Annotated in this window: 28 protein-coding genes; 12 read left to right on the top strand and 16 right to left on the bottom strand. The window is 68.0% G+C overall.

All coding sequences use genetic code 11. From position 1 onward, the window contains the following. Window positions 1–109 precede the first annotated feature (109 nt). The 3 genes from RHA1_RS06525 to RHA1_RS06515 all read left to right on the top strand — a co-directional run bounded on the left by RHA1_RS06525 (window position 110) and on the right by RHA1_RS06515 (window position 3,127). Window positions 110–1,108: a substrate-binding domain-containing protein gene (locus RHA1_RS06525; RefSeq protein ID WP_009474054.1), complete on the top strand. Its 999-nt coding sequence runs from the start codon at window positions 110–112 to the stop codon at window positions 1,106–1,108. Between the two features lie 139 nt (window positions 1,109–1,247). Next, window positions 1,248–2,306, top strand: a complete 1,059-nt coding sequence (locus RHA1_RS06520; protein WP_011594394.1) for an ABC transporter permease — start codon at window positions 1,248–1,250, stop codon at window positions 2,304–2,306. Between the two features lie 5 nt (window positions 2,307–2,311). Further along, a complete protein-coding gene (locus tag RHA1_RS06515) occupies window positions 2,312–3,127 on the top strand; it encodes an ATP-binding cassette domain-containing protein (protein ID WP_011594393.1) in 816 nt (271 codons plus the stop codon). A 60-nt stretch (window positions 3,128–3,187) separates the two neighbouring features. On the opposite strand, the gene RHA1_RS06510 is transcribed toward RHA1_RS06515, so the two are convergent. Next, window positions 3,188–4,588, bottom strand: a complete 1,401-nt coding sequence (locus tag RHA1_RS06510) for an MFS transporter (protein WP_011594392.1) — start codon at window positions 4,586–4,588, stop codon at window positions 3,188–3,190. A gap of 122 nt (window positions 4,589–4,710) precedes the next feature. Continuing rightward, on the bottom strand, window positions 4,711–5,388 hold the full coding sequence (locus tag RHA1_RS06505; protein ID WP_009474049.1) for a TetR/AcrR family transcriptional regulator: 678 nt from the start codon (window positions 5,386–5,388) through the stop codon (window positions 4,711–4,713). A 110-nt stretch (window positions 5,389–5,498) separates the two neighbouring features. Here RHA1_RS06505 and RHA1_RS06500 point away from each other — a divergent pair, with 110 nt between their 5' ends. After that, the gene (locus RHA1_RS06500; protein ID WP_009474048.1) at window positions 5,499–6,413 is read left to right on the top strand and encodes a shikimate dehydrogenase; all 915 of its coding nucleotides are present in this window, start codon (window positions 5,499–5,501) and stop codon (window positions 6,411–6,413) included. A gap of 116 nt (window positions 6,414–6,529) precedes the next feature. Beyond that, window positions 6,530–7,021 (top strand): metallophosphoesterase family protein, encoded by a 492-nt coding sequence (locus tag RHA1_RS06495; protein ID WP_011594391.1) that lies wholly within the window; start codon window positions 6,530–6,532, stop codon window positions 7,019–7,021. Window positions 7,022–7,132: 111 nt separating this feature from the next. Here RHA1_RS06495 and RHA1_RS06490 read toward each other — a convergent pair whose 3' ends face one another. From RHA1_RS06490 to pcaH, 6 genes are read right to left on the bottom strand one after another with little or no spacing between them, the layout of a single operon-like run. Further along, window positions 7,133–8,344: an acetyl-CoA C-acetyltransferase gene (locus tag RHA1_RS06490; protein ID WP_043778356.1), complete on the bottom strand. Its 1,212-nt coding sequence runs from the start codon at window positions 8,342–8,344 to the stop codon at window positions 7,133–7,135. Between the two features lie 36 nt (window positions 8,345–8,380). After that, the gene (locus tag RHA1_RS06485) at window positions 8,381–9,178 is read right to left on the bottom strand and encodes an IclR family transcriptional regulator (protein ID WP_011594390.1); all 798 of its coding nucleotides are present in this window, start codon (window positions 9,176–9,178) and stop codon (window positions 8,381–8,383) included. Next, window positions 9,175–10,377 (bottom strand): bifunctional 3-oxoadipate enol-lactonase/4-carboxymuconolactone decarboxylase PcaDC, encoded by a 1,203-nt coding sequence (pcaDC, locus tag RHA1_RS06480; protein ID WP_011594389.1) that lies wholly within the window; start codon window positions 10,375–10,377, stop codon window positions 9,175–9,177. Before pcaDC ends, RHA1_RS06485 begins: the two co-directional genes overlap by 4 nt. Continuing rightward, on the bottom strand, window positions 10,374–11,726 hold the full coding sequence (gene pcaB / locus RHA1_RS06475) for a 3-carboxy-cis,cis-muconate cycloisomerase (protein ID WP_011594388.1): 1,353 nt from the start codon (window positions 11,724–11,726) through the stop codon (window positions 10,374–10,376). Before pcaB ends, pcaDC begins: the two co-directional genes overlap by 4 nt. Window positions 11,727–11,754: 28 nt before the next feature. Continuing rightward, window positions 11,755–12,396 carry a protocatechuate 3,4-dioxygenase subunit alpha gene (pcaG, locus tag RHA1_RS06470; RefSeq protein ID WP_011594387.1) on the bottom strand — a complete coding sequence of 214 codons (642 nt, stop codon included), beginning with the start codon at window positions 12,394–12,396 and terminating at the stop codon, window positions 11,755–11,757. Further along, on the bottom strand, window positions 12,396–13,109 hold the full coding sequence (pcaH, locus tag RHA1_RS06465; protein ID WP_009474041.1) for a protocatechuate 3,4-dioxygenase subunit beta: 714 nt from the start codon (window positions 13,107–13,109) through the stop codon (window positions 12,396–12,398). The genes pcaG and pcaH overlap by 1 nt, the downstream gene beginning before the upstream one ends. Before the next feature lie 152 nt (window positions 13,110–13,261). Here pcaH and RHA1_RS06460 point away from each other — a divergent pair, with 152 nt between their 5' ends. Then, on the top strand, window positions 13,262–14,011 hold the full coding sequence (locus RHA1_RS06460) for a CoA transferase subunit A (RefSeq protein WP_005248111.1): 750 nt from the start codon (window positions 13,262–13,264) through the stop codon (window positions 14,009–14,011). After that, window positions 14,008–14,649, top strand: coding sequence for a 3-oxoacid CoA-transferase subunit B (locus RHA1_RS06455; RefSeq protein ID WP_009474040.1), 642 nt, complete (start codon window positions 14,008–14,010; stop codon window positions 14,647–14,649). The genes RHA1_RS06460 and RHA1_RS06455 overlap by 4 nt, the downstream gene beginning before the upstream one ends. Before the next feature lie 10 nt (window positions 14,650–14,659). On the opposite strand, the gene fdhD is transcribed toward RHA1_RS06455, so the two are convergent. Continuing rightward, on the bottom strand, window positions 14,660–15,487 hold the full coding sequence (fdhD, locus tag RHA1_RS06450) for a formate dehydrogenase accessory sulfurtransferase FdhD (protein ID WP_011594386.1): 828 nt from the start codon (window positions 15,485–15,487) through the stop codon (window positions 14,660–14,662). Between the two features lie 129 nt (window positions 15,488–15,616). Between fdhD and RHA1_RS06445 the strand changes: the two genes are divergently transcribed. The 3 genes from RHA1_RS06445 (at window position 15,617) to RHA1_RS06435 (ending at window position 19,413) form a co-directional block, all read left to right on the top strand. After that, window positions 15,617–16,240, top strand: a complete 624-nt coding sequence (locus RHA1_RS06445) for a GNAT family N-acetyltransferase (RefSeq protein WP_041811169.1) — start codon at window positions 15,617–15,619, stop codon at window positions 16,238–16,240. A 62-nt stretch (window positions 16,241–16,302) separates the two neighbouring features. After that, complete coding sequence (locus RHA1_RS06440; RefSeq protein ID WP_011594384.1) at window positions 16,303–17,316, top strand: iron-siderophore ABC transporter substrate-binding protein; 1,014 nt, start codon at window positions 16,303–16,305, stop codon at window positions 17,314–17,316. Window positions 17,317–17,364: 48 nt separating this feature from the next. Further along, the gene (locus RHA1_RS06435) at window positions 17,365–19,413 is read left to right on the top strand and encodes a S9 family peptidase (RefSeq protein WP_009474036.1); all 2,049 of its coding nucleotides are present in this window, start codon (window positions 17,365–17,367) and stop codon (window positions 19,411–19,413) included. Between the two features lie 30 nt (window positions 19,414–19,443). Here the strand turns inward: RHA1_RS06435 and RHA1_RS06430 are convergent, their stop codons facing one another. From RHA1_RS06430 to RHA1_RS50380, 3 genes are all read right to left on the bottom strand, one after another. Further along, complete coding sequence (locus tag RHA1_RS06430; RefSeq protein WP_009474035.1) at window positions 19,444–19,704, bottom strand: WhiB family transcriptional regulator; 261 nt, start codon at window positions 19,702–19,704, stop codon at window positions 19,444–19,446. Between the two features lie 63 nt (window positions 19,705–19,767). Next, window positions 19,768–20,319: an HNH endonuclease gene (locus RHA1_RS06425; protein WP_041811166.1), complete on the bottom strand. Its 552-nt coding sequence runs from the start codon at window positions 20,317–20,319 to the stop codon at window positions 19,768–19,770. A 62-nt stretch (window positions 20,320–20,381) separates the two neighbouring features. Further along, complete coding sequence (locus RHA1_RS50380; protein WP_167540925.1) at window positions 20,382–20,519, bottom strand: hypothetical protein; 138 nt, start codon at window positions 20,517–20,519, stop codon at window positions 20,382–20,384. Between the two features lie 214 nt (window positions 20,520–20,733). Here RHA1_RS50380 and mihF point away from each other — a divergent pair, with 214 nt between their 5' ends. Continuing rightward, window positions 20,734–21,045 carry an integration host factor, actinobacterial type gene (gene mihF / locus RHA1_RS06420; RefSeq protein WP_005248100.1) on the top strand — a complete coding sequence of 104 codons (312 nt, stop codon included), beginning with the start codon at window positions 20,734–20,736 and terminating at the stop codon, window positions 21,043–21,045. 152 nt (window positions 21,046–21,197) lie between these two features. Then, a complete protein-coding gene (locus tag RHA1_RS06415) occupies window positions 21,198–21,656 on the top strand; it encodes an SRPBCC family protein (RefSeq protein WP_050787254.1) in 459 nt (152 codons plus the stop codon). A gap of 116 nt (window positions 21,657–21,772) precedes the next feature. Here the strand turns inward: RHA1_RS06415 and RHA1_RS06410 are convergent, their stop codons facing one another. Genes RHA1_RS06410 through RHA1_RS06400 form a run of 4 tightly spaced genes read right to left on the bottom strand, consistent with a single transcriptional unit; the run spans window position 21,773 to window position 25,020 of the window. Next, window positions 21,773–23,050 carry a D-amino acid dehydrogenase gene (locus RHA1_RS06410; protein ID WP_011594381.1) on the bottom strand — a complete coding sequence of 426 codons (1,278 nt, stop codon included), beginning with the start codon at window positions 23,048–23,050 and terminating at the stop codon, window positions 21,773–21,775. Continuing rightward, entirely contained in the window at window positions 23,047–23,457 is a 411-nt protein-coding gene (locus RHA1_RS06405) for a RidA family protein (RefSeq protein WP_011594380.1), read from the bottom strand. The genes RHA1_RS06410 and RHA1_RS06405 overlap by 4 nt, the downstream gene beginning before the upstream one ends. Next, complete coding sequence (locus RHA1_RS50375) at window positions 23,450–23,599, bottom strand: hypothetical protein (protein ID WP_009474029.1); 150 nt, start codon at window positions 23,597–23,599, stop codon at window positions 23,450–23,452. The genes RHA1_RS06405 and RHA1_RS50375 overlap by 8 nt, the downstream gene beginning before the upstream one ends. Further along, complete coding sequence (locus tag RHA1_RS06400) at window positions 23,596–25,020, bottom strand: sodium:solute symporter family protein (RefSeq protein WP_011594379.1); 1,425 nt, start codon at window positions 25,018–25,020, stop codon at window positions 23,596–23,598. Before RHA1_RS06400 ends, RHA1_RS50375 begins: the two co-directional genes overlap by 4 nt. Window positions 25,021–25,104 lie beyond the last annotated feature (84 nt).

Genomic DNA, 25,104 nt, shown 5'->3' with positions numbered 1-25,104 from the left:
GGTCCTAATGTCCAGACAAACTATTGACTTTCGGGTGTGACGCGTATTACATCTAAGGCATACGGCCAAGACGTCACCGGGCCGTTCGTCCCCCCGAGAGGAAAAGCAGATGAACTTCCCCAACCGGCGTCGCGTGGCGGTACTGGCCTGCGCGAGTGCCCTGGTGATGAGCCTCGCGGCGTGCTCGAGCACCGGAGGCAAGCCGGACAGCAGCGGGTCCGGGATCGGCGCGGGCACCGCCGACACCCCGCGCATCACGATCGCGATGGTCACGCACGCGGCACCGGGCGACACGTTCTGGGACCTGATCCGCACGGGCGCGCAGGATGCCGCCGACAAGGACAACGTGGAACTGAAGTACTCCTCCGACCCGCAGGCCCCCAACCAGGCCAACCTCGTGCAGACGGCCATCGACTCCAAGGTCGACGGGCTCGCGCTCACCCTCGCCACCCCCGAGGCGATGGCACCCGCCGTCAAGAGCGCGCAGGACGCAGGCATCCCGATCTCCGCGTTCAACGCCGGATACGGAGCCTGGAAAGACATGGGTGCCACCCAGTACTTCGGGCAGGACGAGACCATCGCCGGCCAGGCCGCGGGGAACCGGCTGAACGGGGACGGTGCCAAGCACGTCATCTGCGTCATCCAGCAGCAGGGCCAGATTCAGCTCGAATCACGTTGCGCCGGCGCCAAGCAGACCTTCCGCGGCACGTTCGAGACCCTCAACGTGAACGGTGAGGACATGCCGTCGGTGAACTCGACGATCGCCGCCAAGCTCCAGCAGGACCCGTCCATCGACGGTGTGCTCACGCTCGGCGCCCCGATCGCTCTCACCGCCGTGCAGTCGGTCGGTAACGCGGGCAGCCCGGCCAAGGTGTACACGTTCGACACCAACGCGGCACTCGTCGACGCCATCTCGGACGGCAGCGTGCAGTGGGCCATCGACCAGCAGCCGTACCTGCAGGGTTACCTGGCGATCGATTCGCTGTGGCTCTACCTCAACAACGGCAACGTCATCGGCGGTGGCGGACCGACTCTGACCGGGCCGTCGTTCATCGACAAGTCCAACATCGACAAGGTCGCCGAGTACGCCAAGGCCGGCACCCGCTGATCGGCGGTCGATCACATGTCAGGGCACACGATCCGGACCCCGGTGGGTCCATCTCATGCACACACCATCACCATCGACCCGGTCGCACGACCGGCCGGCACCGCACAACGCTGAGATCCACCGGCGCGGAGAGGAAATCATGTCCACACAGCAAGATCTGGACCTTGCCAGTCACAAGGTCGTCCACGACGAGCGGGTGAAGGAGCAGAAACGCCTGCAGCGTCTGCTGGTCCGTCCCGAGATCGGTTCCCTGTTCGGTGCGATCGCCATCTTCATCTTCTTCATGGTCGTTGCACCCCCGTTCCGCAGCCCCGAAGCCCTCGCCACGGTGCTCTACGCCTCCTCCACGATCGGGATCATGGCGTGCGCGGTCGCGCTGCTGATGATCGGCGGGGAATTCGACCTCTCCGCCGGCGTCGCCGTCACCACCAGCTCCCTGGCGGCGTCGATGATCGCCTACAACCTGCACCTGAACCTGTGGGCCGGCGCCGCCCTCGCCCTCGTCGTCTCGCTGGCGGTCGGGTTCTTCAACGGGTACCTGGTGATGAAGACGAAGATCCCCAGCTTCCTGATCACGCTGAGCTCGTTTCTGATGCTCACCGGCATCAACCTGGCGGTCACCAAACTGATCACCGGGCAGGTCGCCACCCCCAGCGTGTCCGACATGGCCGGGTTCGACTCGGCGAAGAAGGTGTTCGCGTCCTCCTTCGAGGTCGGCGGGGTGTCGGTGCGGATCACCGTGCTCTGGTGGCTGCTGTTCACCGCGATCGCCACCTGGGTGCTGTTCAAGACCCGGATCGGGAACTGGATCTTCGCCGTCGGCGGCAACCAGGACTCCGCCCGCGCCATCGGCGTCCCGGTCACCAAGGTCAAGATCGGGTTGTTCATGACCGTCGGGTTCGCCGCCTGGTTCGTCGGGATGCACCTGCTGTTCTCGTTCAACACCGTCCAGTCCGGGCAGGGCATCGGCAACGAGTTCCTCTACATCATCGCCGCGGTCATCGGCGGCTGCCTGCTCACCGGCGGGTACGGCACCGCGATCGGCGCCGCGATCGGCGCGTTCATCTTCGGCATGACGAACCAGGGCATCGTCTACGCCGGCTGGAACCCGGACTGGTTCAAGTTCTTCCTCGGCGCGATGCTGCTGTTCGCGGTCATCGCCAACAATGCCTTCCGCAACTACGCCGCCAAGAGGTGACCGGTATGAGTACCATCGAACAACTTCCCGTCGATACCGAACCCGGTGGTGGCGACAAGATCCCGCTGATCGAACTCAAACACGTCGGCAAGCAGTACGGCAACATCATCGCCCTGCAGGACATCAACCTGCGGGTGCGGGCCGGGGAGGTCACCGGTGTCCTCGGCGACAACGGGGCCGGCAAGTCCACCCTGATCAAGATCATCGCCGGCCTGCACCAGCAGAGTGAGGGGGAGTTGCTCGTCGACGGCGAGGCCCTCACCTTCGGCTCACCGAAGGAGGCCCTGTCCAAGGGCATCGCCACCGTCTACCAGGACCTGGCGGTGGTGTCGCTGATGCCGGTGTGGCGGAACTTCTTCCTCGGCCAGGAACTGCGGAAGGGACCGTTCAAGTCCCTCGACGCGAACGGAATGCGCGCCACCACGATGTCCGAGTTGTCGAAGATGGGCATCGAGCTGCCCGACGTCGACGCCCCCATCGGCTCGCTGTCCGGCGGTCAACGCCAGTGCGTGGCGATCGCCCGGGCGATCTTCTTCGGCGCCCGCGTCCTGATCCTCGACGAGCCCACCGCCGCCCTCGGCGTCAAGCAGTCCGGGATGGTGCTGCGCTACATCTCCGCCGCCAAGGAACAGGGCTTCGGGGTCGTGTTCATCACCCACAACCCGCACCACGCCTACATGGTCGGCGACCACTTCGTCCTCCTCAACCGCGGCCGGCAGAAACTGGACTGCACCTTCGACGAGATCAGCCTCGAAGAACTCACCCAGCAAATGGCCGGCGGCGACGAACTCGAAGCACTCACCCACGAACTGCGGCGTTAGCCACCGACACGACGACGCGCCCGGCACACGTGCCGGGCGCATCGTTCGTTTCCGAGTTGATCAGACCTTCGCGTTCGCTTTCGCCTTCGTGAGCGCGACGTCCTCCTTGTCGAGGTCGAGCAGCGGAGTACGGGAGTTCTCCTTCGCCGTGGAGGCAGAGGCCGCGGCGATGAGCGCGCAGACGGCGGTGAAGATCGCCACCGGCACCCAGTTCTTGGGATCGGCGCCGCGCAGTGCCTGGGCGATGGTCGGTGCGAATCCGGCGAGCGCGAAACCGAGCTGCGTGCCGATCGCCATGCCGGAGTAGCGAACCCGTGACGAGAACATCTCGGCGTAGAACGCCGGCCAGATGGCGTTGGTCCCGGCGTAGACGCCACCCATCAGCAGGATGCCCGCGAAGAAGATCATCGCCACGTTGCCGGTGCCGATCGCGGCGAAGTACAGGAAGATTCCGGCGGACGAACCGATCGCGCCACCGATGAACACCGGCTTGCGGCCGATCCGGTCGGACAGCATGCCGAGCAGCGGCTGCGAGACCAGGGCCACCGTGTTGGCGGCGATCGCGACCCACAGCATGGTCGTGCGGCTCATCCCGATTTCGGGGGTGGTGGCGTAGGCGAGGCCGAACACGGAGAACACGGTGCTGACGACGGCGATGAAGGCGCAGAAGACCACGCGGAGAACGTCACGCCAGTGCGTGCGGAAGAGGTCGACGACGGGGAGCGGGGCGGGCGCCTCGTCCAGGGCTTCCTTGTTGGCGATGAAGATCTCGGGCTCTTCGAGCTTGCGACGCACGATGTAGGCGACGACGAGGACGAGCAGGCTGCACCAGAACGGCACACGCCAGCCCCAGCTGTAGAGGGTCTCGTCGGGCAGCGCCGCGACGGGGATGAACGCGAGGCTCGCGACGATGAAGCCGGCCTGGGTACCGGTGAGCGTCCAACTGCAGAAGAAGCCGCGACGGTGGGCGGGGGAGTGCTCGAGGGTGAGCGAGCCCGCACCCGACTGTTCGCCGGCCGCGGAAACGCCCTGGCAGATACGCAGCAGCACCAGCAGCACCGGTCCGACCATCCCGGCCTGCTCGGACGACGGCAGACAGCCGATCAGGAACGTGACGACGCCCATGAGAACCAGGCAGAACATCATCACCTTCTTGCGTCCGGCCCGGTCGCCGAAGTGTCCGACGAACACGGCGCCGATCGGACGCGCGATGTAGGAGATGCCGAAGGTGGCCAGCGACAGCAGCAGCGGGTTCTTCGATCCCTCGAAGAACACGTGCGGGAACACCAACGCAGCAGCCGAGGCGAAGATGTAGAAGTCGTAGTACTCGAGCAGGCTGCCGAAGAAGGCGGCCTTCGCGGCCTTCTTCGCGTTGGTGGGGTCAGCGTTGGGGTCGACGGAGGAGCGGCCTTTGCCGTCACCGTTTCGACCGGAGGCGCCGGTGCCGTAGTCGATGGTCATCGATACTCCTGGGGAGCGAGGAATGTGAACACTGGCGGCTCGGAAGAGCAGGTGTTCGTAGGTCGTAGAAGCAAGGTAACCCAGGTCACAGCCTCGCGTCAATAATGGTCGAAATAGTTAGTTCATACTTTCCCGGGCTGCTGCAGGTAGGCCAGGACGACGTCGCCGATCATCGCGCGCAGGTGGGGGCGGTTCTCCGCGCCGGTGAGATCCCAGTCGAACAGCGCCTTGAACGTGTACCGATTGGCCACCCGGAAGACGCAGTACGAGCTGATGAGCATGTGGATGTCGAGTGCCGTCGTGTCGGTGCGGAAGATGCCCGCCTCCTGCCCTCGTTGGAGGATCCGCTCGAGCGTGCGAATCGCCGGCGCCTGCGTCTCGGGGAGTCCCTCGGCCCGGACGAGGTTGACGCCGCGGTTCGTGTTCTCGATCGCGACGAGACGGATGAAGTCCGGGTGAGCCTCGTGATGGTCGAACGTCAGCTCGGCGAGCGCCCGGATCGCCTCGGTCGGCTCGAGGTGGTCGACGTCGAGCTGGGACTCCTCGTAGCGGATCTCCTCGTAGGCCCGCTGCAGGACTGCCCGGTACAGCCCCTCCTTGTCGCCGAAGTAGTAGTAGAGCATCCGCTTCGTGGTGGCGGTCTTCGCCGCGATCTCGTCGATGCGGGCGCCGGTCAGCCCCTTGTCGGCGAATTCCGTCATCGCCACCCGCAGGATGTTCTCCCGGGTCTTCTCGGGGTTGCGGGTCCGTTTGACCGTCTCCTTCTCGGAGGTCGCGCCCGTCGTCTCGCTTCGTGTCATCGGTGAAACTCCTGCCTGTGCTGTCTTCCGCGCGGTATGGAGGTATGCTACCGTGACATAACTCACTAGATAGTTAATTAGCTCTCAGCCCTCTCCCGGAAGTGATCGCCATGACCTCTCGTGACCTCGATGCCCCCACCGCTCGCCCGTCGTACCTGTGCGGTCTGATCGGCACCGGGATCTCGAAATCGCTGACCCCGCCGCTCCACGAGGCCGAGGGTCGCGCGCAGGGCGTCGGGTACGTCTACCGGATCCTCGACCTCGACACGCTGGGCATGGGCGTCGAGGGGCTGCCGCAGCTCCTCTCAGCCGCCAAGCTCCTCGGGTTCAACGGGCTCAACATCACCCACCCCTGCAAGCAGGCCGTCATTCCGCTCCTCGACGACCTGTCCGACGACGCCCGCAAGCTCGGCGCGGTCAACACGGTCCACATCGAAGGCGGGCGCCTGATCGGCCACAACACCGACTGGTCCGGATTCGCGCGCAACATGGACGAGGGCCTCGAAGGCGCGCCCATGAACCACGTCGTGCAACTCGGGGCGGGCGGCGCCGGCGCGGCCGTCGCCTACGCCGCGCTCACCCGCGGTGTCGGACACTTCACGATCATCGACGCCGACGCCGCGCGGTCGAAGGATCTGCGCGACTCGCTTGCCGAACTGTTCCCGGACCGGGAAATCGCGGCCGGCGACCTCTCCGCCGTTCCCGCCGCGGTCGGTGCGGCCCAGGGCCTCATCCACGCGACGCCGATCGGCATGGCGGCCCACCCCGGCATGGCACTCGACGCCGCACTGCTGCGCCCCGACCTGTGGGTCGCGGACGTCGTCTACCGTCCCGCCGAAACCGAACTCCTCGCCCGCGCCCGCGAGATCGGTGCCCGGACCCTCAGCGGAATCGGCATGACCATCGGTCAGGCCGTCGATTCCTTCCGGATCTTCACCGGCCTCGAGCCGGACGCGCAGCGGATGCGTGAGCACATGGGTCTGCTGTTGCAGGCAGAGGACGCCGCCGCGCTCGCGGGCGCGTAAACGCCGCGTCTGCCCACTTCTGCACCTGCACCCCATTTCTGCACCTGCACCACTTTTCGCACGCGAAAACGGGTGCGGATGCAGAGAAAGGGTGCGGATTCGCGCAGACTGGGACCGTGAGGTTATTGCTGCTGGCCGACACCCATGTCCCGAAACGGGCGCGCGACCTGCCCGCCCGGGTGTGGGACGAGGTCGACCGCGCGGACGTGGTGATCCACGCCGGCGACTGGGTCGATCTCCCCACATTCGAGGCGCTGCAGGCGCGATCGGCGCGGCTCGTGGCGTGCTGGGGCAACAACGACGGCGACGACCTGCGCGCCCTGATGCCCGAGCGGGCGGACGTGACGCTGGCCGGGGTGCGCATTACCGTCGTGCACGAGACCGGGGCCTCCGCAGGCAGGGAGAAACGGATGTCCGCCGCCTATCGGGACACCGACGTCCTGATCTTCGGGCACAGCCACATCCCCTGGGACACCACCACGGAAACCGGTCTGCGACTGCTGAACCCGGGATCGCCGACCGACCGACGGCGCCAGCCGCACTGCACGTACATGACCGCCACCGCCCGGGACGGGGAACTCGGCGACGTCGAATTGCACCGGCTGTGACGAGCCCGGCTGTTGCGTGACGCAGCCGTGGACGTGCATTCTCGGCCCGGAACGAACATCGGCGGGCGGGCACGAAGCCTGCCCGCCGATGCGTGCACCGAAGACGCCGGATCAGACCCGCTCGAACACCGCAGCCAGGCCCTGGCCGCCGCCGATGCACATGGTCTCGAGCCCGTAGCGGGATTCGCGACGGTCCATCTCCCGCAGGAGGGTGGCGAGAATGCGGCCGCCGGTGGCGCCGACGGGGTGTCCGAGGGAGATGCCGGATCCGTTGGGGTTGAGGCGTTCGTCGGTGGGGTCGAGGTCCCAGCTGCGGAGGACGGCGAGGGTCTGCGCGGCGAAGGCCTCGTTCAGTTCGATCACACCCATGTCGGACAGCGACAGTCCGAGCTGACCGAGGGCCTTCTCCGTGGCGGGCACCGGGCCGATGCCCATGGTGCGCGGCGGGACGCCGGCCACGGCCCAGGACGCCATGCGGGCGAGGGGCTTCAGCCCGAGTTCCTTCGCCTTCTCGGCGGTTGTCACGATGCACACGGCGGCACCGTCGTTCTGCCCGCTGGCGTTGCCGGCGGTGACGGTGGAGGCGGAGTCGATCTTGGAGCGGATGGCGCGGAGCTTCGACAGCGACTCCACCGTGGTGTCGGCGCGCGGATGCTCGTCCTTGTCGACGACGAGCGGGTCCGACTTGCGTTGCGGCACCGTCACTCCGACGATCTCCTCGGCGAAGCGTCCTGAGTCCTGTGCGGCGACGGCACGCTGGTGCGATTGCACGGCGAGCGCGTCCTGGTCCTCACGGCTGATGTCGAACTCGGCGCGGAGGTTTTCGGCGGTCTCGATCATGCCGCCCGGCACGGGGAAGTTCGCACCGCCGGCGGTGACGCGGGCGCGGGCGAGCCGGTCCGCGAGTTGCACGCCTTCGCCCTTGACGCCCCAGCGGATGTTCGGGTTGGTGTAGAACTCGGCCTGGCTCATGGATTCGGCGCCACCGGCGAGGACGAGATCATTGCCGCCGGACGCCACCTGGAGCACGGCGGTGATGACCGCTTGCAGACCGGATCCGCAGCGGCGATCCACCTGCATGCCGGGGACGTCGATGCCGAGTCCGGCGTCGAGGGCCGCGATCCGGCCGATGGCCGGGGCTTCCCCGCCCGGGGACGCCTGGCCCAGGATGACGTCGTCGATCTGGCTGCCCTCGATGCCGGTGCGTTCGACGAGCGCCGTGATGACGGTGGCCGCGAGGCTCTGCGGGTTGATGTCCTTGAACACTCCGCCGAAGCGCCCGACCGGCGTTCGCAGGGGCTCGCAGATGACGACGTCACGCATGGAAAGACCTTTCATGAAGATTCCTCGGGCACTGCGTCAGCGATTGACGGTGGCGAGGTCCTGTTCGATGTCGGTTGCGGTGACCCGCAGCGACGGGATGAGATCGGAATGCAGATCCTCGAGGCTGTAGCGCGCGGCCGGTGTGGAGATGTTCACCGCCGCGACGGTCAGCCCGGAGGCGCCCCGGATCGGGGCGGCCATCGACCGCAGGCCTGCCTCGAGTTCCTGGTCGAGAACGCAGATTCCGTCCGCGCGGACCGCGAGAATCGCAGCCTTCAGCTCGTCGCGGGCCGTGATCGTGCGTTCGGTGAGCCGCTGGATGTCGAGCTTTTCGAGGTACGCGTCGAGTTCGTCGTCGGGCAGTCCCGCCAGCAGGACCCGCCCCATCGAGGTGGCGTACGCGGGGAGCCGGGTGCCGATGGTGATGCCCACCGTCATGATCCGGCTGACGGGCACGCGGGCCACGTACACGATGTCGGCGCCGTCGAGGATCGACACCGACGACGACTCGTGGACCTTGTGGCTCAACTTCTCGAGGTGCGGCTGCGCGACCTCCGGCAGCGACAGGCTCGACAGGTAGCTGTATCCGAGTTCGAGAACCCGCGGGGTGAGCCAGAACGCGGAACCGTCCGTGGCCACGTAGCCGAGCTCGACGAGGGTGAGCAGAAATCGGCGTGCGGTGGCGCGGGTCAGGTCGGTGGCGCGAGCGACGTCACTGAGCGTTCGCCGCTGATTCCGGTGGTCGAAGCAGCGGATCACGGCGAGGCCCCGGGCCAGGGACTGGACGTAGTCGGGGGACGGGAGGATCTTCTCCGTCGGTTCGGTAGCGGTCATGTCTGCGAATTCTCCTCCGTGGCCCCGGTGTCGGTGGAGGACAGGTCGGCGAGGGCCTGTTTGCCGAGTGCGAAGCCGAGATTGCTGTTGGGCACACCGGCGTAGACGGAGGTGTGGAGGAGCACCTCACCGATGGTGTCGGCGTCGACACCCGCGCGGAGGGCGGCGCGGATGTGCATGTCGAGTTCGTGCTCGTTGCCGACCGCGGTGAGGACGGCGATCGTGAGCAGCCGCCGCAACTCGTGGTCCAGCCCGGGGCGTGACCAGATGTCGCCCCACGCGGTGCGGGTGATGAAGTCCTGGAACGGTGCCGTGAAGTCGGTGGTGCCCGCCACGGAGCGGTCCACGTGCGCGTCGCCGAGTATCGAGCGGCGCACCGTCATTCCCTGTGCGTGCGCGGCGCGCCGGCCGCGCGCGTACCCGGCGCCGACGATGTGTTCGCGCAGCAGCGCCGTGACGGCTCCTGCCTGCTCGAGGTTCGCGACGTGCGCGGCGGGGGAGAGCACCTCGAACCGGGCCTCGGTGATGCCGTCCGCGAGGATCTGCATGACCGACGGCGGGGTGGACGGATCCTCCTCGCCCGCGATCACCAGTGTCGGTGCGCTGATGCGGGACAGGTCGGCGGTGAAATCCCAGTCGGCGAGGGCGTCGCAGCACGCGGCGTATCCCTCGGGGGACGTGGACGCGATCATCTCGCGGTAGTGCCGGACGAATTCCGGATCACGCTTGGCGAGCCCCTCGCTGAACCACCGTGCGACAACGGCATCCGCGAGCGACTCCGGACCGTCGGTGCGCGATGCCGCGGCCCGCTCGATCCATGCCTGCGGTTCACCGAATTTCGCGGCGGTGCACAGCAGCGACAGCGACAGCACCCGGCGCGGAGCGTGCGCGCCGAGCCACTGGGCGATCGCGCCGCCCATGGACAGTCCGACGAAGTGGGCGGCGTCGACGCCGAGCGAGTCGAGCAGGGCGAGAACGTCCTCGGACAGGTCGCGGACGGAGTACGGGCCGTCCGGTGCCGGCGATTCGCCGTGGCCGCGCTGATCGACGGCGACGACCCGGCATTCGTAGGACAGCGCCGCGATCTGCGGGTCCCACATCGACCGGTTGGAGCCGAGCGATCCGAGCAGGACGACGACGGGGGCGTCCGCCGCGCCGCTTCGGGGTCCGGAGATTTCGTGTGCGAGTGCGACTGTCATCGCGTTCCTTCCCGGCCGCGGGCCACTGTCTCCAGTGCGCGGTCGACGATGTCGTGGGCGTGGCCGAGGTATCCGGCGGGGTCGAGCAGGGCGCGGATCTCGTCCGCCTGCAGGTATTCGAGGAGCCCGGGATCCTCGTCGAGGGGGTGTCCGGTCTCGCACGCGGCGGTGACCAGGGCGCGCGCGTTGTCGGTGCGGGCGGACAGGGCGCCGGTGACGCGTTCCGCGAGGAGCAGGCCGCCGGTGATGTCGAGGTTGCGGGCCATCGCGTCGGGGTGGACGTTCAGCCCGCCGAGCGAGTCGGCGATGCGCGCGACGGCTCCGCCGGTGAGGCGTAGCAGGTCCGTGAGCGTTTCCCACTCGGCGTGCCAGGCGCCCGCGGCGCGCTGCTGCTCGTGATCCATCGAGCCGAGGATCGTCGCGACGAGTCCCGGGGTGCGGCGGGCCGCGGCGCGGGCCGCGATCGCGGCCACCGGATTGCGCTTGTGCGGCATGGCCGACGAACCGCCGGGGGACCCTTCGCTGACCTCGCCGACCTCGGTGGACGACAGGAACACGAGGTCGGTGGCGATCTTGGACACCGCGCCCGCCGCCGTTCCGAGCGCCGACGCGAGCAGCGCGATGCGGGTGCGATCGGTGTGCCAGGGCACGTCCTGACGTGCCAGCCCGAGCTCGTCGGCGAGCACGTCGGCGACGTCGAGGCCGTGCGGGTAGAGCGCAGCCGACGTCCCGGCCGCGCCTCCCAGTTGCACGGGAAGTCCGTCGAGGGCGTCGAACAGTGCACGGGAGGCCCTGTGCAACGCCGTCATCCACCCCGCGGCGAGCACGCCGAACGTGGTGGGGAGGGCCTGCTGGCCGAGTGTGCGGCCGGCGATCGGGGTGTCGCGCTGGGCCCGCGCGAGCGCCTCGGCGCACACCACCGCCTCGTCGAGCGAGGCCAGGATGTGCGCACCCGACCGGCGGCACAGCAGCATCAGGGCGGTGTCGAGGATGTCCTGACTCGTGGCGCCCTTGTGCACGTGGCTTCCGGATACCCCGAGATCGGCGGCCGCGACCTCGCTGCGGAGCAGTTTCACCAGCGGGATCACGGGATTGCCCCCCGCTGCGGCCGCCACGCCGAGGGCACCCACATCCACGGAGCCCTCGGCGACGACGCGCGCGAACACCGACGAGATGGCGTCGGCGGACGCGGCGGGGATGACGTCGCACTTCGCCTCCGCCCGGGCCAGTGCCCCCTCGACCTCGACCAGCGCGGTGACCCACGCCCGGTCCGAGAGCAGCGCCGACATTTCGCCGGCACCGAACGTCGGATCGAACAGGGCACCCCGGGAAGGCTCCGGAGAGTTCACGCGCGACACCTTTCTGCGTTGTGACCGATTACAGGGCGAAGAACGGGGTTTCCCGTCCGTCCGTGTTCTGCACGTGGATCGTCAGGTGGTATCCGCGATCCGTCTTCTCCGCGATCAGCTTGGGGCGGTCGGCTTCCGGAACGGCGGACAGCACGGGGTCCGATGCGTGCGCGTCCGTGTCCTCGGGGAAGTACAGCCGTGTGTACAGCCTCTCGAGCATGCCGCGGGCGAACAGTCCGACGTTGATGTGCGGGGCCTCGACGGCGCCGTCCTCGGCGGGAAGTGCGCCCGGCTTCACGGTGTGCACCACGATCGTGCCGCTCTCGTCGGCGAACACGCGGGCCAGGCTGCGGAAGCCGGCGGGGGTCGCCTCGGCGGCACCGCGGGGATCGGTGGGGCTGTTGAACCGGCCCGCGGCATCTGCCTGCCAGGTTTCGATCATCGCGTCGCCGATGGGCTGACCGGCGCCGTCGATGACGCTGAAGGACACGTCGATTCGTCCCGGCGCATCCTCGGGGACGGCGTCGCCGCTGTTCTCCCACGTGGGGAAGAGGCCGATGTGGACGTACGGGCCGACGGTCTGGGACGGCGTGACACCGAACGGCACCTGGTCCTGGCTCTTGGCGAAGACCGGGTAGCGGGGGGCGTCGGGATTCTGGGTGTCGATCATCAGTGGCCCTCCGGGTCCTCGAACGGGGTGGCGTCCCGACCGCGCAGGACGATGTCGAACTTGAATCCGACGGCCCAGTTGTCGCGGGTGTGGTCGTAGTCGAACGTGCTGATCATCCGCTCGCGCGCCGCTTCGGGCACCGAGTTGTAGATCGGGTCCTGGAAGAAGAACGGATCGTCCGGGAAGTACATCTGCGTGACCAGCCGCTGGGTGAACGCCTGACCGAACAGGGAGAAGTGGATGTGTGCGGGCCGCCACGCGTTGTGGTGGTTGCCCCACGGGTAGGCGCCGGGCTTGATGGTCGTGAACTCGTAGTGGCCCTGCTTGTCGGTGAGGCAGCGGGCGACACCGTTGAAGTGGGGATCGAGCGGGGCCGGCCAGGAATCCATCTTGTGGCGGTAGCGGCCGCCGGCATTGGCCTGCCACACCTCGATGAGGGTGTCGGGGATGGGCTTGCCCGCACTGTCGAGGACGCGGCCGTGGACGATGATGCGCTGTCCCTGGGCCTCGCCGCCGTTGGCGTGGGTCATGTCGTTCTCACCCTTGGCGACGTCGGCGTCGCCGAAGACCGGACCGGTGATCTCGCCGAGTCGCTGCGGGATCAGGATCAGGTCGTTCTTGGGGCTGCGCAGCCGAGTCGTCTTGTACTCGGGGAACAGCAGCGGGGCATTGGCTTCGTGCCCGGCTTCGAAGTGGGCTGGCAGATGCAGCATGGAAAAAGATCCTCACGTTCTCGATGTGAACAGTCGGCCGCTATTCGCACATAGTAGTCGCGTTTTGTGATGGGGCCAACAGGCGGGGCGGAATTTGTTCGCAATGTGGATGGGTGTTCACTACTCGAACATTTTGCGGTAGCCTGGGTCACATGGTCAACAAAGTCTTCGCAACGGCGGCCGAGGCCGTTGCCGATGTCCCCGACGGAGCGTCCCTCGCGGTGGGCGGCTTCGGCCTCGTCGGTATCCCCTCGGTCCTCATCGACGCCCTCCTCGCACAAGGTGCGACCGACCTCGAGACGGTCAGCAACAACTGCGGCACCGACGGTTTCGGTCTGGGTCTGCTCCTCGAGCAGCACCGGATCCGGCGCACGATCAGCTCGTACGTCGGCGCGAACAAGGAATTCGCGCGGCAGTACCTCAGCGGAGAGCTCGAGGTCGAGCTCACTCCGCAGGGCACGCTGGCCGAGCGCATGCGCGCCGGGGGAGCGGGCATCCCCGCCTTCTACACCCCCGCCGGTGTCGGGACGCAGGTCGCCGACGGCGGTCTGCCGATCCGCTACGACGGCCAGGGCGGCATCGCGGTGGCGAGCAAGCCCAAGGAGACGCGCGAGTTCGACGGAGAGGCCTTCGTCCTCGAACGCGCCATCCGCACCGACTTCGCGCTGGTCCACGCGTGGAAGGGTGACCGCCTCGGCAACCTCGTGTACCGGGAGACGGCCCGCAACTTCAACCCGGACGCCGCCGGCGCCGGTCGCATCACCATCGCGCAGGTCGAGTACCTCGTCGAGCCCGGCGAGATCGACCCCGCCGAGGTGCACACCCCCGGCATCTTCGTCCAGCGTGTGGTCGAGGTCGGCAAGCAGGAAACGGGAATCGAGAACAGGACGGTACGGGCATGAGCTGGACGCGTGACGAGATGGCGGCCCGGGTCGCGGCCGAGCTCGAGGATGGGCAGTACGTGAACCTCGGCATCGGCATGCCCACCCTGATCCCCGGTCACATCCCGGCCGGCAAGGACGTCATCCTGCACTCGGAGAACGGCATCCTCGGCGTCGGGCCGTACCCGACCGACGACGAGGTCGACCCCGAACTGATCAACGCGGGCAAGGAGACCATCACCGTGGTCCCCGGCGGCGCGTTCTTCTCCTCCTCCGACTCCTTCTCGATGATCCGCGGCGGCAGCGTCGACGTGGCAGTTCTCGGCGCCATGCAGGTCAGCAGCCACGGCGACCTGTCCAACTGGATGGTCCCGGGCGCCATGGTCAAGGGCATGGGCGGCGCGATGGACCTCGTCCACGGCGCGGGCAAGGTCATCGTGATGATGGATCACGTCACCAAGAAGGGTGAGCACAAGATCCTCGAGGAGTGCACGCTGCCGTACACCGGCAAGCGCTGCGTACAGAAGATCGTCACCGATCTCGCTGTCATCGACGTGACCCCCGACGGCCTGCGGCTCGTCGAGACCGCTCCCGGCCACAGCGTCGAGGACGTTCAGGCGGCCACCGGCGCGACGCTCCTCGTCGACGCCACCGTCTAGAAACGCCCGCTCAGACCCCGGTCTTCACGCGCTGGGCTCCGGCATAGACGTTCATCGACTCCCCGCGGAGGAAGCCGACGAGCGTCGTGCCGGATTCCAGTGCCAGGTCGACGGCCAGCGAGGACGGCGCCGACACCGCGCCGAGCATCGGTATCCCCGCCATCACGGACTTCTGCACCAGTTCGAAGGACGCGCGCCCGCTGACGAGGAGAACACTGCCCGACAGCGGCACCCGCTCCTGTGTCAGTGCCCACCCCAGCACCTTGTCGACGGCGTTGTGCCTGCCGACGTCCTCCCGCAACGCGACGAGTGCGCCGTCGGGGGTGAACAGGCCCGCGGCGTGCAGTCCGCCCGTCGAATCGAAGATGCGCTGACCCGCCCGCAAGGTGGCCGGCATCGACGACAGCGTGGCCGCGGTCACCGACAAGTCGTTGCCGGACAAGGGGAATCGTGACCGTGTCCGGACCTGGTCCAGCGACGCCTTGCCGCACACCCCGCAGGCCGACGAGGTGACGAACCGGCGTTCCGGTCCACCCGGAACCGGGACGCCCTCGGCCAGAACCACGTCGAGCACGTTGTACGTGTTGGCTCCGCTCTCGTCGACGCCGTCGCAATAGCGGGCGACGGACACGTCGTCGCGGCTCTCGATGATGCCCTCGGTCAGCAGGAACCCGTGCACCAGATCGATGTCGTCGCCCGGCGTGCGCATCGTCACCGACAGTGAACGGCCGCCGACCCGGATCTCGAGGGGTTCTTCGACGGCCAGCGAATCGGGTCTGCGTGCCGTTCCGTGCTCGGTGATGCGGACGACCGGGCGTCGCGCGGTGACGCGGCCCATCACCTGCCGCCGGATTCGAGCGGACTTTGTGCGGACGAGGGGCGGGTCATGAGTCCATAGTGGCCCCGAACCGGGCGCGACGGCCAGTCGTTCCGGCGCGCCCGCCTGGTGTGCCCGTACCCTCTGGACATGGGTGTGAGCGTGCGAGCGGCGACCGGATCCGACATTCCCGAACTGTCGCGCGTCCTTGCCGACGCGTTCTTCGACGATCCCGTGATGGTGTGGATGTGGCCGGATCCCGAGCGCAGGCGGCGCGGTCTGTCGAGACTGTTCGCGGTGGAGATCCGCCATCACCATCTGGCCGGGGGCGGAGCCGAACTGGCAGAGGACGGCGACGGCCTGGTCCGCGGGGCCGCCATGTGGGATCCGCCCGGCGGCTGGAAGCAGTCGACGTTGTCGTCGATCCTCAGCCTGCCGGGACTGGTCCGCGCGTTCGGCTCGCGGCTGGGCGTCGGGGCCGCGGTGAGCGGAACCGTCGAGGACGCACACCCGGTCGATCCCGTGCACTGGTATCTGGCGACGATCGGGACGTCGAGCGCGGGACGGGGCGGCGGTTACGGGAAGGCGCTGTTGCGGTCGCGGCTGGACCGGTGTGATGCCGAGGGGCTCCCGGCGTATCTGGAGTCGAGCAAGGAAGACAACATTTCCTACTACCAGCGGTTCGGATTCGACGTCACCGGCGAGATCCGGATCCCGGACGGCGGGCCGACGCTGTGGGCGATGTGGCGGGAACCCGTCCGCGCGACCCCTTAGGATAAGCTCGGCAAGCCTTACCTAAGTGGATCGTAGTACCTGGTAGACGAGAGGGTCGCCGCATGAACGTGGGTCAACAGAGGATCGGCCTGAGCCGACGCGGATTCCTCGTGGGCACCGGGGGAGCGCTGCTCGCGTTCGCCGCGGCCTGCAGCAGCTCGGACGGCGACGGCTCCGGCACCGGCAGTGAGCCGTCCGGTCCCGTCATCGCCCACAAGTACGGCGAGACCCAGGTGCCGACCGACCCGCAGCGCATCGTCAGTGTGGGCTACAACGACCAGGACACGATCCTCGCGCTCGGCGGCACGCTGGCAGGCACGTTCGACTGGTACGGCGACTATCCCTACGGCGTGTGGCCGTGGGCGCAGGGCCTCCTCGGCGACGCGCAGCCCGAGATCGTGGGCACGGCATCGACCAACATCGATTTCGAGAAGGTCGCGACGGTCGCCCCGGATCTGGTGGTCGGCACCTACTCCGGCCTCACCCAGGCCCAGTACGACAAGCTGAGCGCCATCGCGCCGACGGTCGCGCAGCCCAAGGAGTTCGCCGAATACGGCGTCCCGTGGCAGGACCAGACGAGGATTCTCGGCGAGACGCTCGGCAAGAAGGACAAGGCCGCGGAGCTCGTGTCCTCCGTCGAGACGCAGTTCGACGACGTCCGGGCCGCCAACCCGGCGTTCGCGGGAAAGACCGTCCTCGTCGGCGCGCTCAAGGGTCCCGGGCAGTTCGGTGTGTACGGTCCGGAGGACCCGAAGGTCCGCTTCTTCACCGAACTCGGCTTCGTCAATCCCGCTGTGACGGAACAGATCACCGGCAACTTCGCCGAGATCAGCACGGAGCAACTGTCGCTCGCGAACGTCGATCTCCTCGTCTGGTACGCGGGCGGCGGTTACGGCGACAAGTTGCGCGCGGAGCTCGACAAGACACCGATCTATCAGGAACTCGACGTGGTGAAGGCCGGACGCACGCTCACGCTCGAGGACGCCGCCGCCGAAGCGATGGCGTGGAGCACCGTATTGAGCCTGCCGTACGCGTTGAACGAGATTCCGCCGCGGGTCGCGCCCCTGCTCGCCTGAGACGCGGATGTCCGACGGTGTGAGCCCGGTTCGTGATACCAACGACTCGTGACCGCGATTCCTGAACTCCACGCCGGAACTCCTTTCGACGACCTCGACGACTACCTCGCGCTCGGCCGCGTCGGCGGCCTCGCGCTGTCCGCGGACGGGCGAAGGCTCGTCGTCGCGCAGTCGACGCTCGACGAGAAGGCGACCAAGTACGTCACAGCACTGTGGGAGATCGATCCCACCGGCGAGTTCGCGGCCCGCCGGCTCACCCGAGGTCGCAGCGGGGAGTCCAACCCGACGTTCACCAGCGACGGCGATCTCCTCTTCACGTCCTCCCGTCCGACCCAGGACGAGGACGACCTTCCCGACGATCTGTGGCGGCTGCCCGCGCGAGGCGGCGAGGCGGTGGTCGTCGCGCGCCGCGGCGGTGGCATCACCGGGGTCCGCGCCGCACGGTGCGCGCCGCGGGTCGTCGTCACCACCGGGGTTCTCGGGAGATCCGGGGAGTCCGCCGACGACGAGCGGGTGCGCACCGAGCGCAAGGAGAAGAAGGTCTCGGCGATCCTGCACACGGGCTACCCGATCCGCTACTGGGACCACGATCTCGGTCCCGAGGTGCCCCACCTCCTGTCCGCCTCACTGGACGCGCTCGCGGAGAACGGGCAGGAGCCGGAGCTGACCGACCTCACTCCGATGCCGGGTCCGGCACTGCGGGAGGCGAACTACGCGCTGAGCGACGACGGCGCGTTCGTCGTGTCGTCGTGGACGGTGCCCGGTCCGCTGGCGTCGATCCGGAGCATCCTCGTACGCGTCGACACCGAGACGGGGGCGCGGACGGTCCTCGTCGACGACGCCGACGCCGATCTGTCGGACCCGGTGATCTCCCCGGACGGACGGCATGTCGTGTTCACGAGGGAATCGCATGCGACACCCGACGCCGCGCCGCGATTCACGCTGCACCGCTACAGCTTCGACACGGGCACGGTCTCGGAGGTGGCGCCGGGGTGGGACCGGTGGGCAACGTCCGTGGCCTGGCTGTCCGACGGTTCGGGGCTCCTCGTCACCGCCGACGACCGTGGGCGTGCCCCGATCTTCCTGCTCCGTGACGGCGCGGACCCCACTCGGGTGACGACCGACGATTGCGCGTACACCGACCTGCAGGTGGCCCCCGACGGGTCGACGGTGTTCGCGCTGCGGGCGTCGTACGCGGCGCCGCCGCACCCGGTGCGCATCGACATCACCACCGGCGCCGTGTCACTGCTGAAGGCGCCCGCCGACCTCCCCGAGTTGCCGGGCACGCTGACGGAGGTCGAGACGGTCGCCGCCGACGGCGCCGCGGTGCGCGCGTGGCTCGCGGTGCCGACCGGCGCCTCCGCCCACGCGCCGGTTCCTCTCGCGCTGTGGGTGCATGGCGGCCCTCTGGGGTCGTGGAACACCTGGTCGTGGCGATGGAACCCGTGGCTGCTCGTGGCGCGGGGATACGCCGTGCTGCTGCCGGATCCGGCGTTGTCCACCGGCTACGGGCAGGAGTTCGTCGAGCGGGGCTGGGGTAAGTGGGGCAAGGCCCCGTTCACCGATCTCATGGCGATCACCGACGCCACGGTGGCACTGCCGGAGATCGACGAGAAGCGCACCGCGGCGATGGGCGGATCGTTCGGCGGTTACATGGCCAACTGGATCGCCGGACACACCGACCGGTTCAAGGCGATCGTCACCCACGCCAGCCTGTGGGCGCTGGACCAGTTCGGCCCCACCACCGATGCCGCCTGGTACTGGCAGCGGGAGATGACGCCCGAGATGGCGGTGGAGAACTCGCCGCACCTGTACGTCGCGGACATCGTGACCCCCATGCTGGTCATTCACGGCGACAAGGACTTTCGCGTTCCGATCGGAGAGGGGCTGCGGCTGTGGTTCGAGCTGCTGTCCGAGTCGGGGTTGCCCGCGGACGACGACGGTCGCACCGAACACCGCTTCCTCTACTTCCCGGACGAGAACCACTGGATCCTCACCCCGCAGAACGCGAAGGTCTGGTATCAGGTGGTGCTGTCGTTCCTCTCCGAGCACGTGCGGGGCGAGGACGTCGCGCTGCCCGAGATTCTGGGCCGGTAGCCGGCGGACCGGGGCCGGGCCGAGGCGGATTCACGTCCGCTTCTCGCGACCCCGATCGAATTCCTTGCCACCCCACACACCAGTCTGACCGGTGGTCCTGGCGAACAGCTCGCAGCGCATCCGCAGTGCGCAGCGATGGCAGACGTCGCGCGCGTACTCGAAGTCCTCGGTCGGGAACGGGAACCACCGGTCCGGCTCTGGGTCGGCGCGGCACGCCGCGTCAACCCAGCCGGCGGGGTCGTCGGAGGCAGGCAGCAGGGTGGACAGGGTCGTGTCCAGGACGTCGGTCATCGGGAAATCTCCCCTTCCCGGGAGAAGGTCGGTCGGGTGGAGGCGGGTGCAGGGATCTCGCGGTCAGACCGCCGCGAGATCCCTCCAGATCAGCCGCTGCGCCTTCTCGATGTGCCGGGGCGCCTTCGGCTCCCAGAGGAGCGGCATTCCCGCCTCCTCCGGTGTGCGGTCGGCCTTCCTCTGGTTGCAGGGGACGCAGCAGGCCACGAGGTTGGCCCAGGTGTTCGGGCCACCGCGGCTCCTCGGCAGCACGTGGTCGATGGTCGTCGCGACCGGCTCGGCGCAGTAGCCGCAACGATTGCGGTCGCGGCGGAACACGCCCGCGAACGTCGCGCGGCTGCTGTCGGTCACCATTTCGGAGTGCGGGACGTAGACGTAACGCAGCAGTCGAATGGTCTGCGGGAGGCTGATCTCGACGTGCTGCGAGCGAATCGGGAACGGCGGCTCCCGATCCGCGACCGTCTCGGCCGCACCGACACTGATCAGCACGACGGCGCGCTCCGCGGGAATCTCGCAGAGGGCCTCGTACGTCACATTGACGACCAGCACATCCGCGCGCGACCAGTTGCGGGCGTCGAGGGTGTTGCCGGGTGGGTTACGGGAGAAGTGCCTCACGGGAGATCTCGGTTCTGTCGTCGGTTCGCGGCGGTGGGAGCACGCCGGCGACGGAAGTCGAGTCAGGCGTGTCGGGCGGTGCGGCAGGTCTTCGGGGCGGGCATGATCCCGCGTTCGCCTTGCCGGCCGGCGGGGAAGGAGGCGGCGCCCGTGCGTGACGGCCGCAACCGGGTTGCGTGGGCTGCGGGCAGTGCGCGCATCGCTACGTCCTTCCTGAACTCGACGTGTGAACCGATCGGAACACGTCGAGCATGACACAGCACACCGCCGGCGTCCTGGCATTTTTCGTGCCGCCGGACCTGTGAGCCGGGGCGTGTCGAATCGGACAGGATGCGCGACACGTCCGATGGATGCGGTGAAGTTGCGGTTCTCTCGCTACGGTGTTCGATACGTACCCCGAATGAAGGAGACATCGTGGCACTTCCCCAGCTCACTGACGAACAGCGGGCAGCAGCTCTCGAGAAGGCCGCCGCCGCTCGTAAGGCACGCGCGGAGCTCAAGGACAAGCTCAAGTCCGGTGACATCACCCTCAAGCAGGTCCTTTCCAAGGCCGATGTCGACGACATCATCGGAAAGACCAAGGTCAGCGCCATTCTGGAAGCCTTGCCGAAGATCGGCAAGGTGAAGGCCCAGGAGATCATGGCCAACCTGGAGATCGCTCCGACGCGCCGCCTCCGTGGCCTCGGCGACCGTCAGCGCGACGCCCTGCTGGCGCACTTCAGCTGACACGTTCCCCGGGTGCCCGCCCCATCGCCCTCCGCGACGGGCGGGCGCCCGGACGCGTCTTTCCGGCCCTTCACCCCGCTAGTGCAACCTGAAGGTTGCGCAAATGCACGCCGATGTGCAACCGTGAGGTAGCACATTGTCGAGAGGTGAGGATGATCATGAGCGTTCCGGACGCATCCGAGGACAGGATCGAGCGCGAGATCCAGATCGATGCCCCCATCGAGCGGGTGTTCCGGCTGGTGAGTGAACCCGGTTGGTTCATCGGCGACGGCGAACCCGGCACGACGACCACCACACGTGAAGGCGACGTCTTCGTCGTGGACTTTCCCCCGTACGGGCGCTTCCCGATACTTCCCGTCACGTCCGACGCACCGCACTACGTCTCGTTCCGTGGGGGAGACGATCCCGCGCGGCCGCTCGTGGATGGCACGTCCACCCTGGTCGAGTTCTTCCTGTCGGAGCGGGACGGCGGCACACTCCTCCGCGTCGTCGAGACCGGATTCGCCGCCCTGTACCCGAATGCCGAGCGCCGCGCGGCCGCCTACGAAGGCAATGTCGAGGGCTGGGAAATGCAACTGGCGTTCGCCAAGCGCGACGCCGAAAGCGGCTGATCGAGCCTCTGCCCGAGACGACCTCGCTGACCGCAGTCGGGGGTTGCGGTCAGCGAGGTCGGGGCGCCGCCGTTTCCGGAGGCACGCTCGGATAGTCGTCGGGTCAGTGCACTTCGTTACGCGCCTCGCCGGCTCGGATGCCGACGGGACGAAATCGGGGAGTACGGAGTCGGGTCGATGTCCGGTCGCCGTTCGTCGACGAGGTCCGCGAGGATGCGGGCCGAGCCGACCGCCATGGTCCAGCCGACGTGACCGTGACCGGTGTTGAAGTACAGATTGTCGTGCCGTCCCAGTCCGATCATCGGCGGGCCGTCGGGTGTCATCGGGCGAAGGCCCGTCCGATACCTGGCCGTGTCCCAGTCCACGGCGCCGGGGAACAGTTCGTTCCCCGCGTCCACGATCCCCGCGTAGTCGGCGGGCGAGTGACTGCGGTCGTATCCGACGAATTCCGCGGTCGCCGACATTCTCAGTTCGTCACCGAACCGCGACCAGGCGACGAGCGTCTTCTCGTCGATGCCACCCACCACCGGTGCGCGTTCGGGGTCCTTGACGGTCGCGGTCAGCGTGTATCCCTTGGCCGGGTAGACGGGCAGTCGCACACCGATACTCCTCGCGACGAGAGCGCTCGCGGCCCCGGCGGCGAGAACGAAGGCATCCGCGCGAATCTCGCCCCGGTCGGTGACGGCTGACGTGATGGCCGCGCCGTCGGTCTCGAGGCGCATGACGGACGTGCCCAGGTGGAACCTGACCCCCAGCCGTCCGCATTCCTCGGCAAGCCCCACCGAGAACCTGTGCGGGTCGCCGGTGCCGTCGGTGCGGTCGTGGATCGCCCCCGCGAACGTGGCCGTCCCGTGACCGAGCGCGGGCTCCGCGGCCACGATCTCGTCGGGTCCCAGCACGTCCTGCAGCTGTCCGTGGTCGCGGAGCAGTTGCGAGTTCACCTGCGCTCGTTCCAGTTCCGCTTCGTCCCGGTACAGGTACAGCACGCCGTTGCGTGTCTGGCAGTACTCCAGGTTCTCGCGGGCGGTGAGTTCGTCCATCAGCTGCTGGCTGTACCGGGCCAGTCGGAGCTTCGCGAGAGTGTTCGACCGCGCCCGGGAGGCCGTGCACTCGCGGAGGAATCGCACACCCCACCGGGCGAGTTCGGCGTCCGCCCGGGGCCGGACACGGATCGAGGTCGACGCGCCGAGCAACGATCGGGCCAGCATGGTGGGAGCCGACGGCGACGCCCACGCGTAGGAGTGACCGGGGGCGATCAATCCGGCGGTGCTCGCGCTGGTGTCGGACGCGACCTCGCTGCGCCGGTCGTATACATGAACCTCGTGTCCACGCTCGGCCAGAGCGTGGGCAGTCGCCACACCGACGACCCCTGCTCCGAGAACTGCCACCTTCATTCCGTTTCCTTTCCTTCGGTCGAGCCCCGGCCCGTGACGGCGACGGCCTGTATCTCCACGAGCAGCTGCGGGTCCAGCAGGGCCGCGACCACCGTTGCCCTGGCCGGGCGGTGTTCTGCGGCAAACCAGCGCATCCATTCCTCGTTGAAGCGCGGGGCGTCGCCTGCGTTCGCGAGATACACCGTGGCCGAAGCGATGTCGTGCAAGGTGGCGCCGGCCGCGGCGAGAACCCTGTCGAGACGTGTGAGGGAGTGACGTGTCTGCTCCACCACGTCGGTGCCGACGACGTCGCCGGTGTCGTCGAACGAGACCTGGCCGGAGACGAACACGAGGTCGCCCACCCTGCGCGCCGACGGGTACGGGCTGGTGCCGGTGGTCACCCCGGGAACGTCCACGATGTCACCCATGGTCGCGCTCACCCGCTGTGGTGTCACCGCTGTCACCGCGCAGCACTTCCTTGACGTAGAAGCGCCAGCCGAGGAATCCGACCCACAGGGTGACGGCGATGACGGCGGTGGGTACCCCGTAATAGAGGAGGACGGGAATCATGCGAATTCTCCTTCGGTGACGCGGACGGCAGGCTGTTGCCGGCGCGGATAGCGGGACGAGGTGGTCATCGCGACCGTGACGAAGACGAGCAGGTTGGCGACGACGCCGGGCACCAGCCCGTCCAGGCCGAACGGAGCGTCGAGGCCCCACTGCCACACCGCGGTGACGATCGCGCCCGCCGTGATCGCCGACAGTGCCGCCGGCGCGGATCGCACGCCGAACAGCACGGCGCCGAACAACGGAACGATGACCGTCGGAGCCCACAGTGTGTAGCTGTAGAGAAGGGCGTCGACGATGGACGGAACGCTGAGCGCGAAGATGGTCGCCCCGGCACCGACGACGACACTGGTGGCCCGCTCGACGGTGAGCCGCCTCGACGGCGGCAGCTCGGTGGGGCTGAGGGGCTGGTAGATGTCCTTGGTCAGGACGACGGCGGTGGAATTGAGGTAGGAACTCGCCGTCGACATCACGACCGCCATCAGCGCCGCCACCACCAGCCCGAGAACGCCGACCGGCATCAGATTCATCACCACGGTCGGAAGCGCCTGATCGCTTTCGATGTCCGGGTACAGGACGAGTGCGATCAACCCGAGAGACGCCGACGTGAAGAAGAAGAAGAACGAGAAGAACCCGGCCAGTGCGTAACCCTTACGGGCCTGCCGCGAGTCGGGAGTGGAGAACGTCCGCTGCGCGTACGGCGGGACCAGCGTCTCGCCGAGCAGTAGTGCAGCGAACAGCGTGAGGAACTGTGCGGGGGAGTAGTCACCCATGAACGAAAGATGCTCGGCGGGAACACTGTCCAGGAGAGCCGACGGTCCGCCGACGGCGTCGAGCCCGATGAGGAGCGCCACCGGCAGGAGTACTCCCAGGAAGACGAACTGCAACAGGTCCGTCTGGATTACCGCCCAGGCCCCACCGAACGAGGAGTAGAGCACGACCACTCCCATGCCGATGATCACCGCGGGCACGGTGGGCACGTCGAGGGTGGCGTTGACGACGGTACCGATGGCCAGGGCCTGGGCGCCGAGGATGCCGGCACACAGGACGACGGACAGTATGCCGGTCACCAGTCTCGCCGACCGGCCGTAGTGGGCCTCCATGATGTCGCCGAGGGTGTGGGCGCCGATGTAATTCTTGAGTCTGGGCGCAACGAAGTAGCCGACGAGCACCGTCTGAACGCCGAACGCGCAGAAGGCGAACATGTACACGTAGCCGTCACGCATCGCAGCGCCGGCGATGCCGAGCGATGCTCCGCCGCCGAGGAACGCTGCGGCCAGGCTGCCGAAGAAGACCGGCCAGATGATTCGGTTGCCTGCCACGGCGAAATCGTCCGGCGACTTGACGCGTCGCATGGTTTGGACGCCGATCAGGACGAGTAGCAGGAAGTAGGCACCGAGAAGTATCCAGTCGAGGATTGCCATGTGAACTCCTAGTTGGGATGCACCCATCGTAGGAACGGCATGTGACCGTGGTCACTAGGCAAGTTGACCTTGATTTATACTGGA

Source organism: Rhodococcus jostii RHA1, from assembly GCF_000014565.1.
Classification (GTDB): Bacteria; Actinomycetota; Actinomycetes; order Mycobacteriales; family Mycobacteriaceae; genus Rhodococcus_F; species Rhodococcus_F jostii_A.
This window is presented reverse-complemented; position numbering and strand designations above follow the sequence as displayed.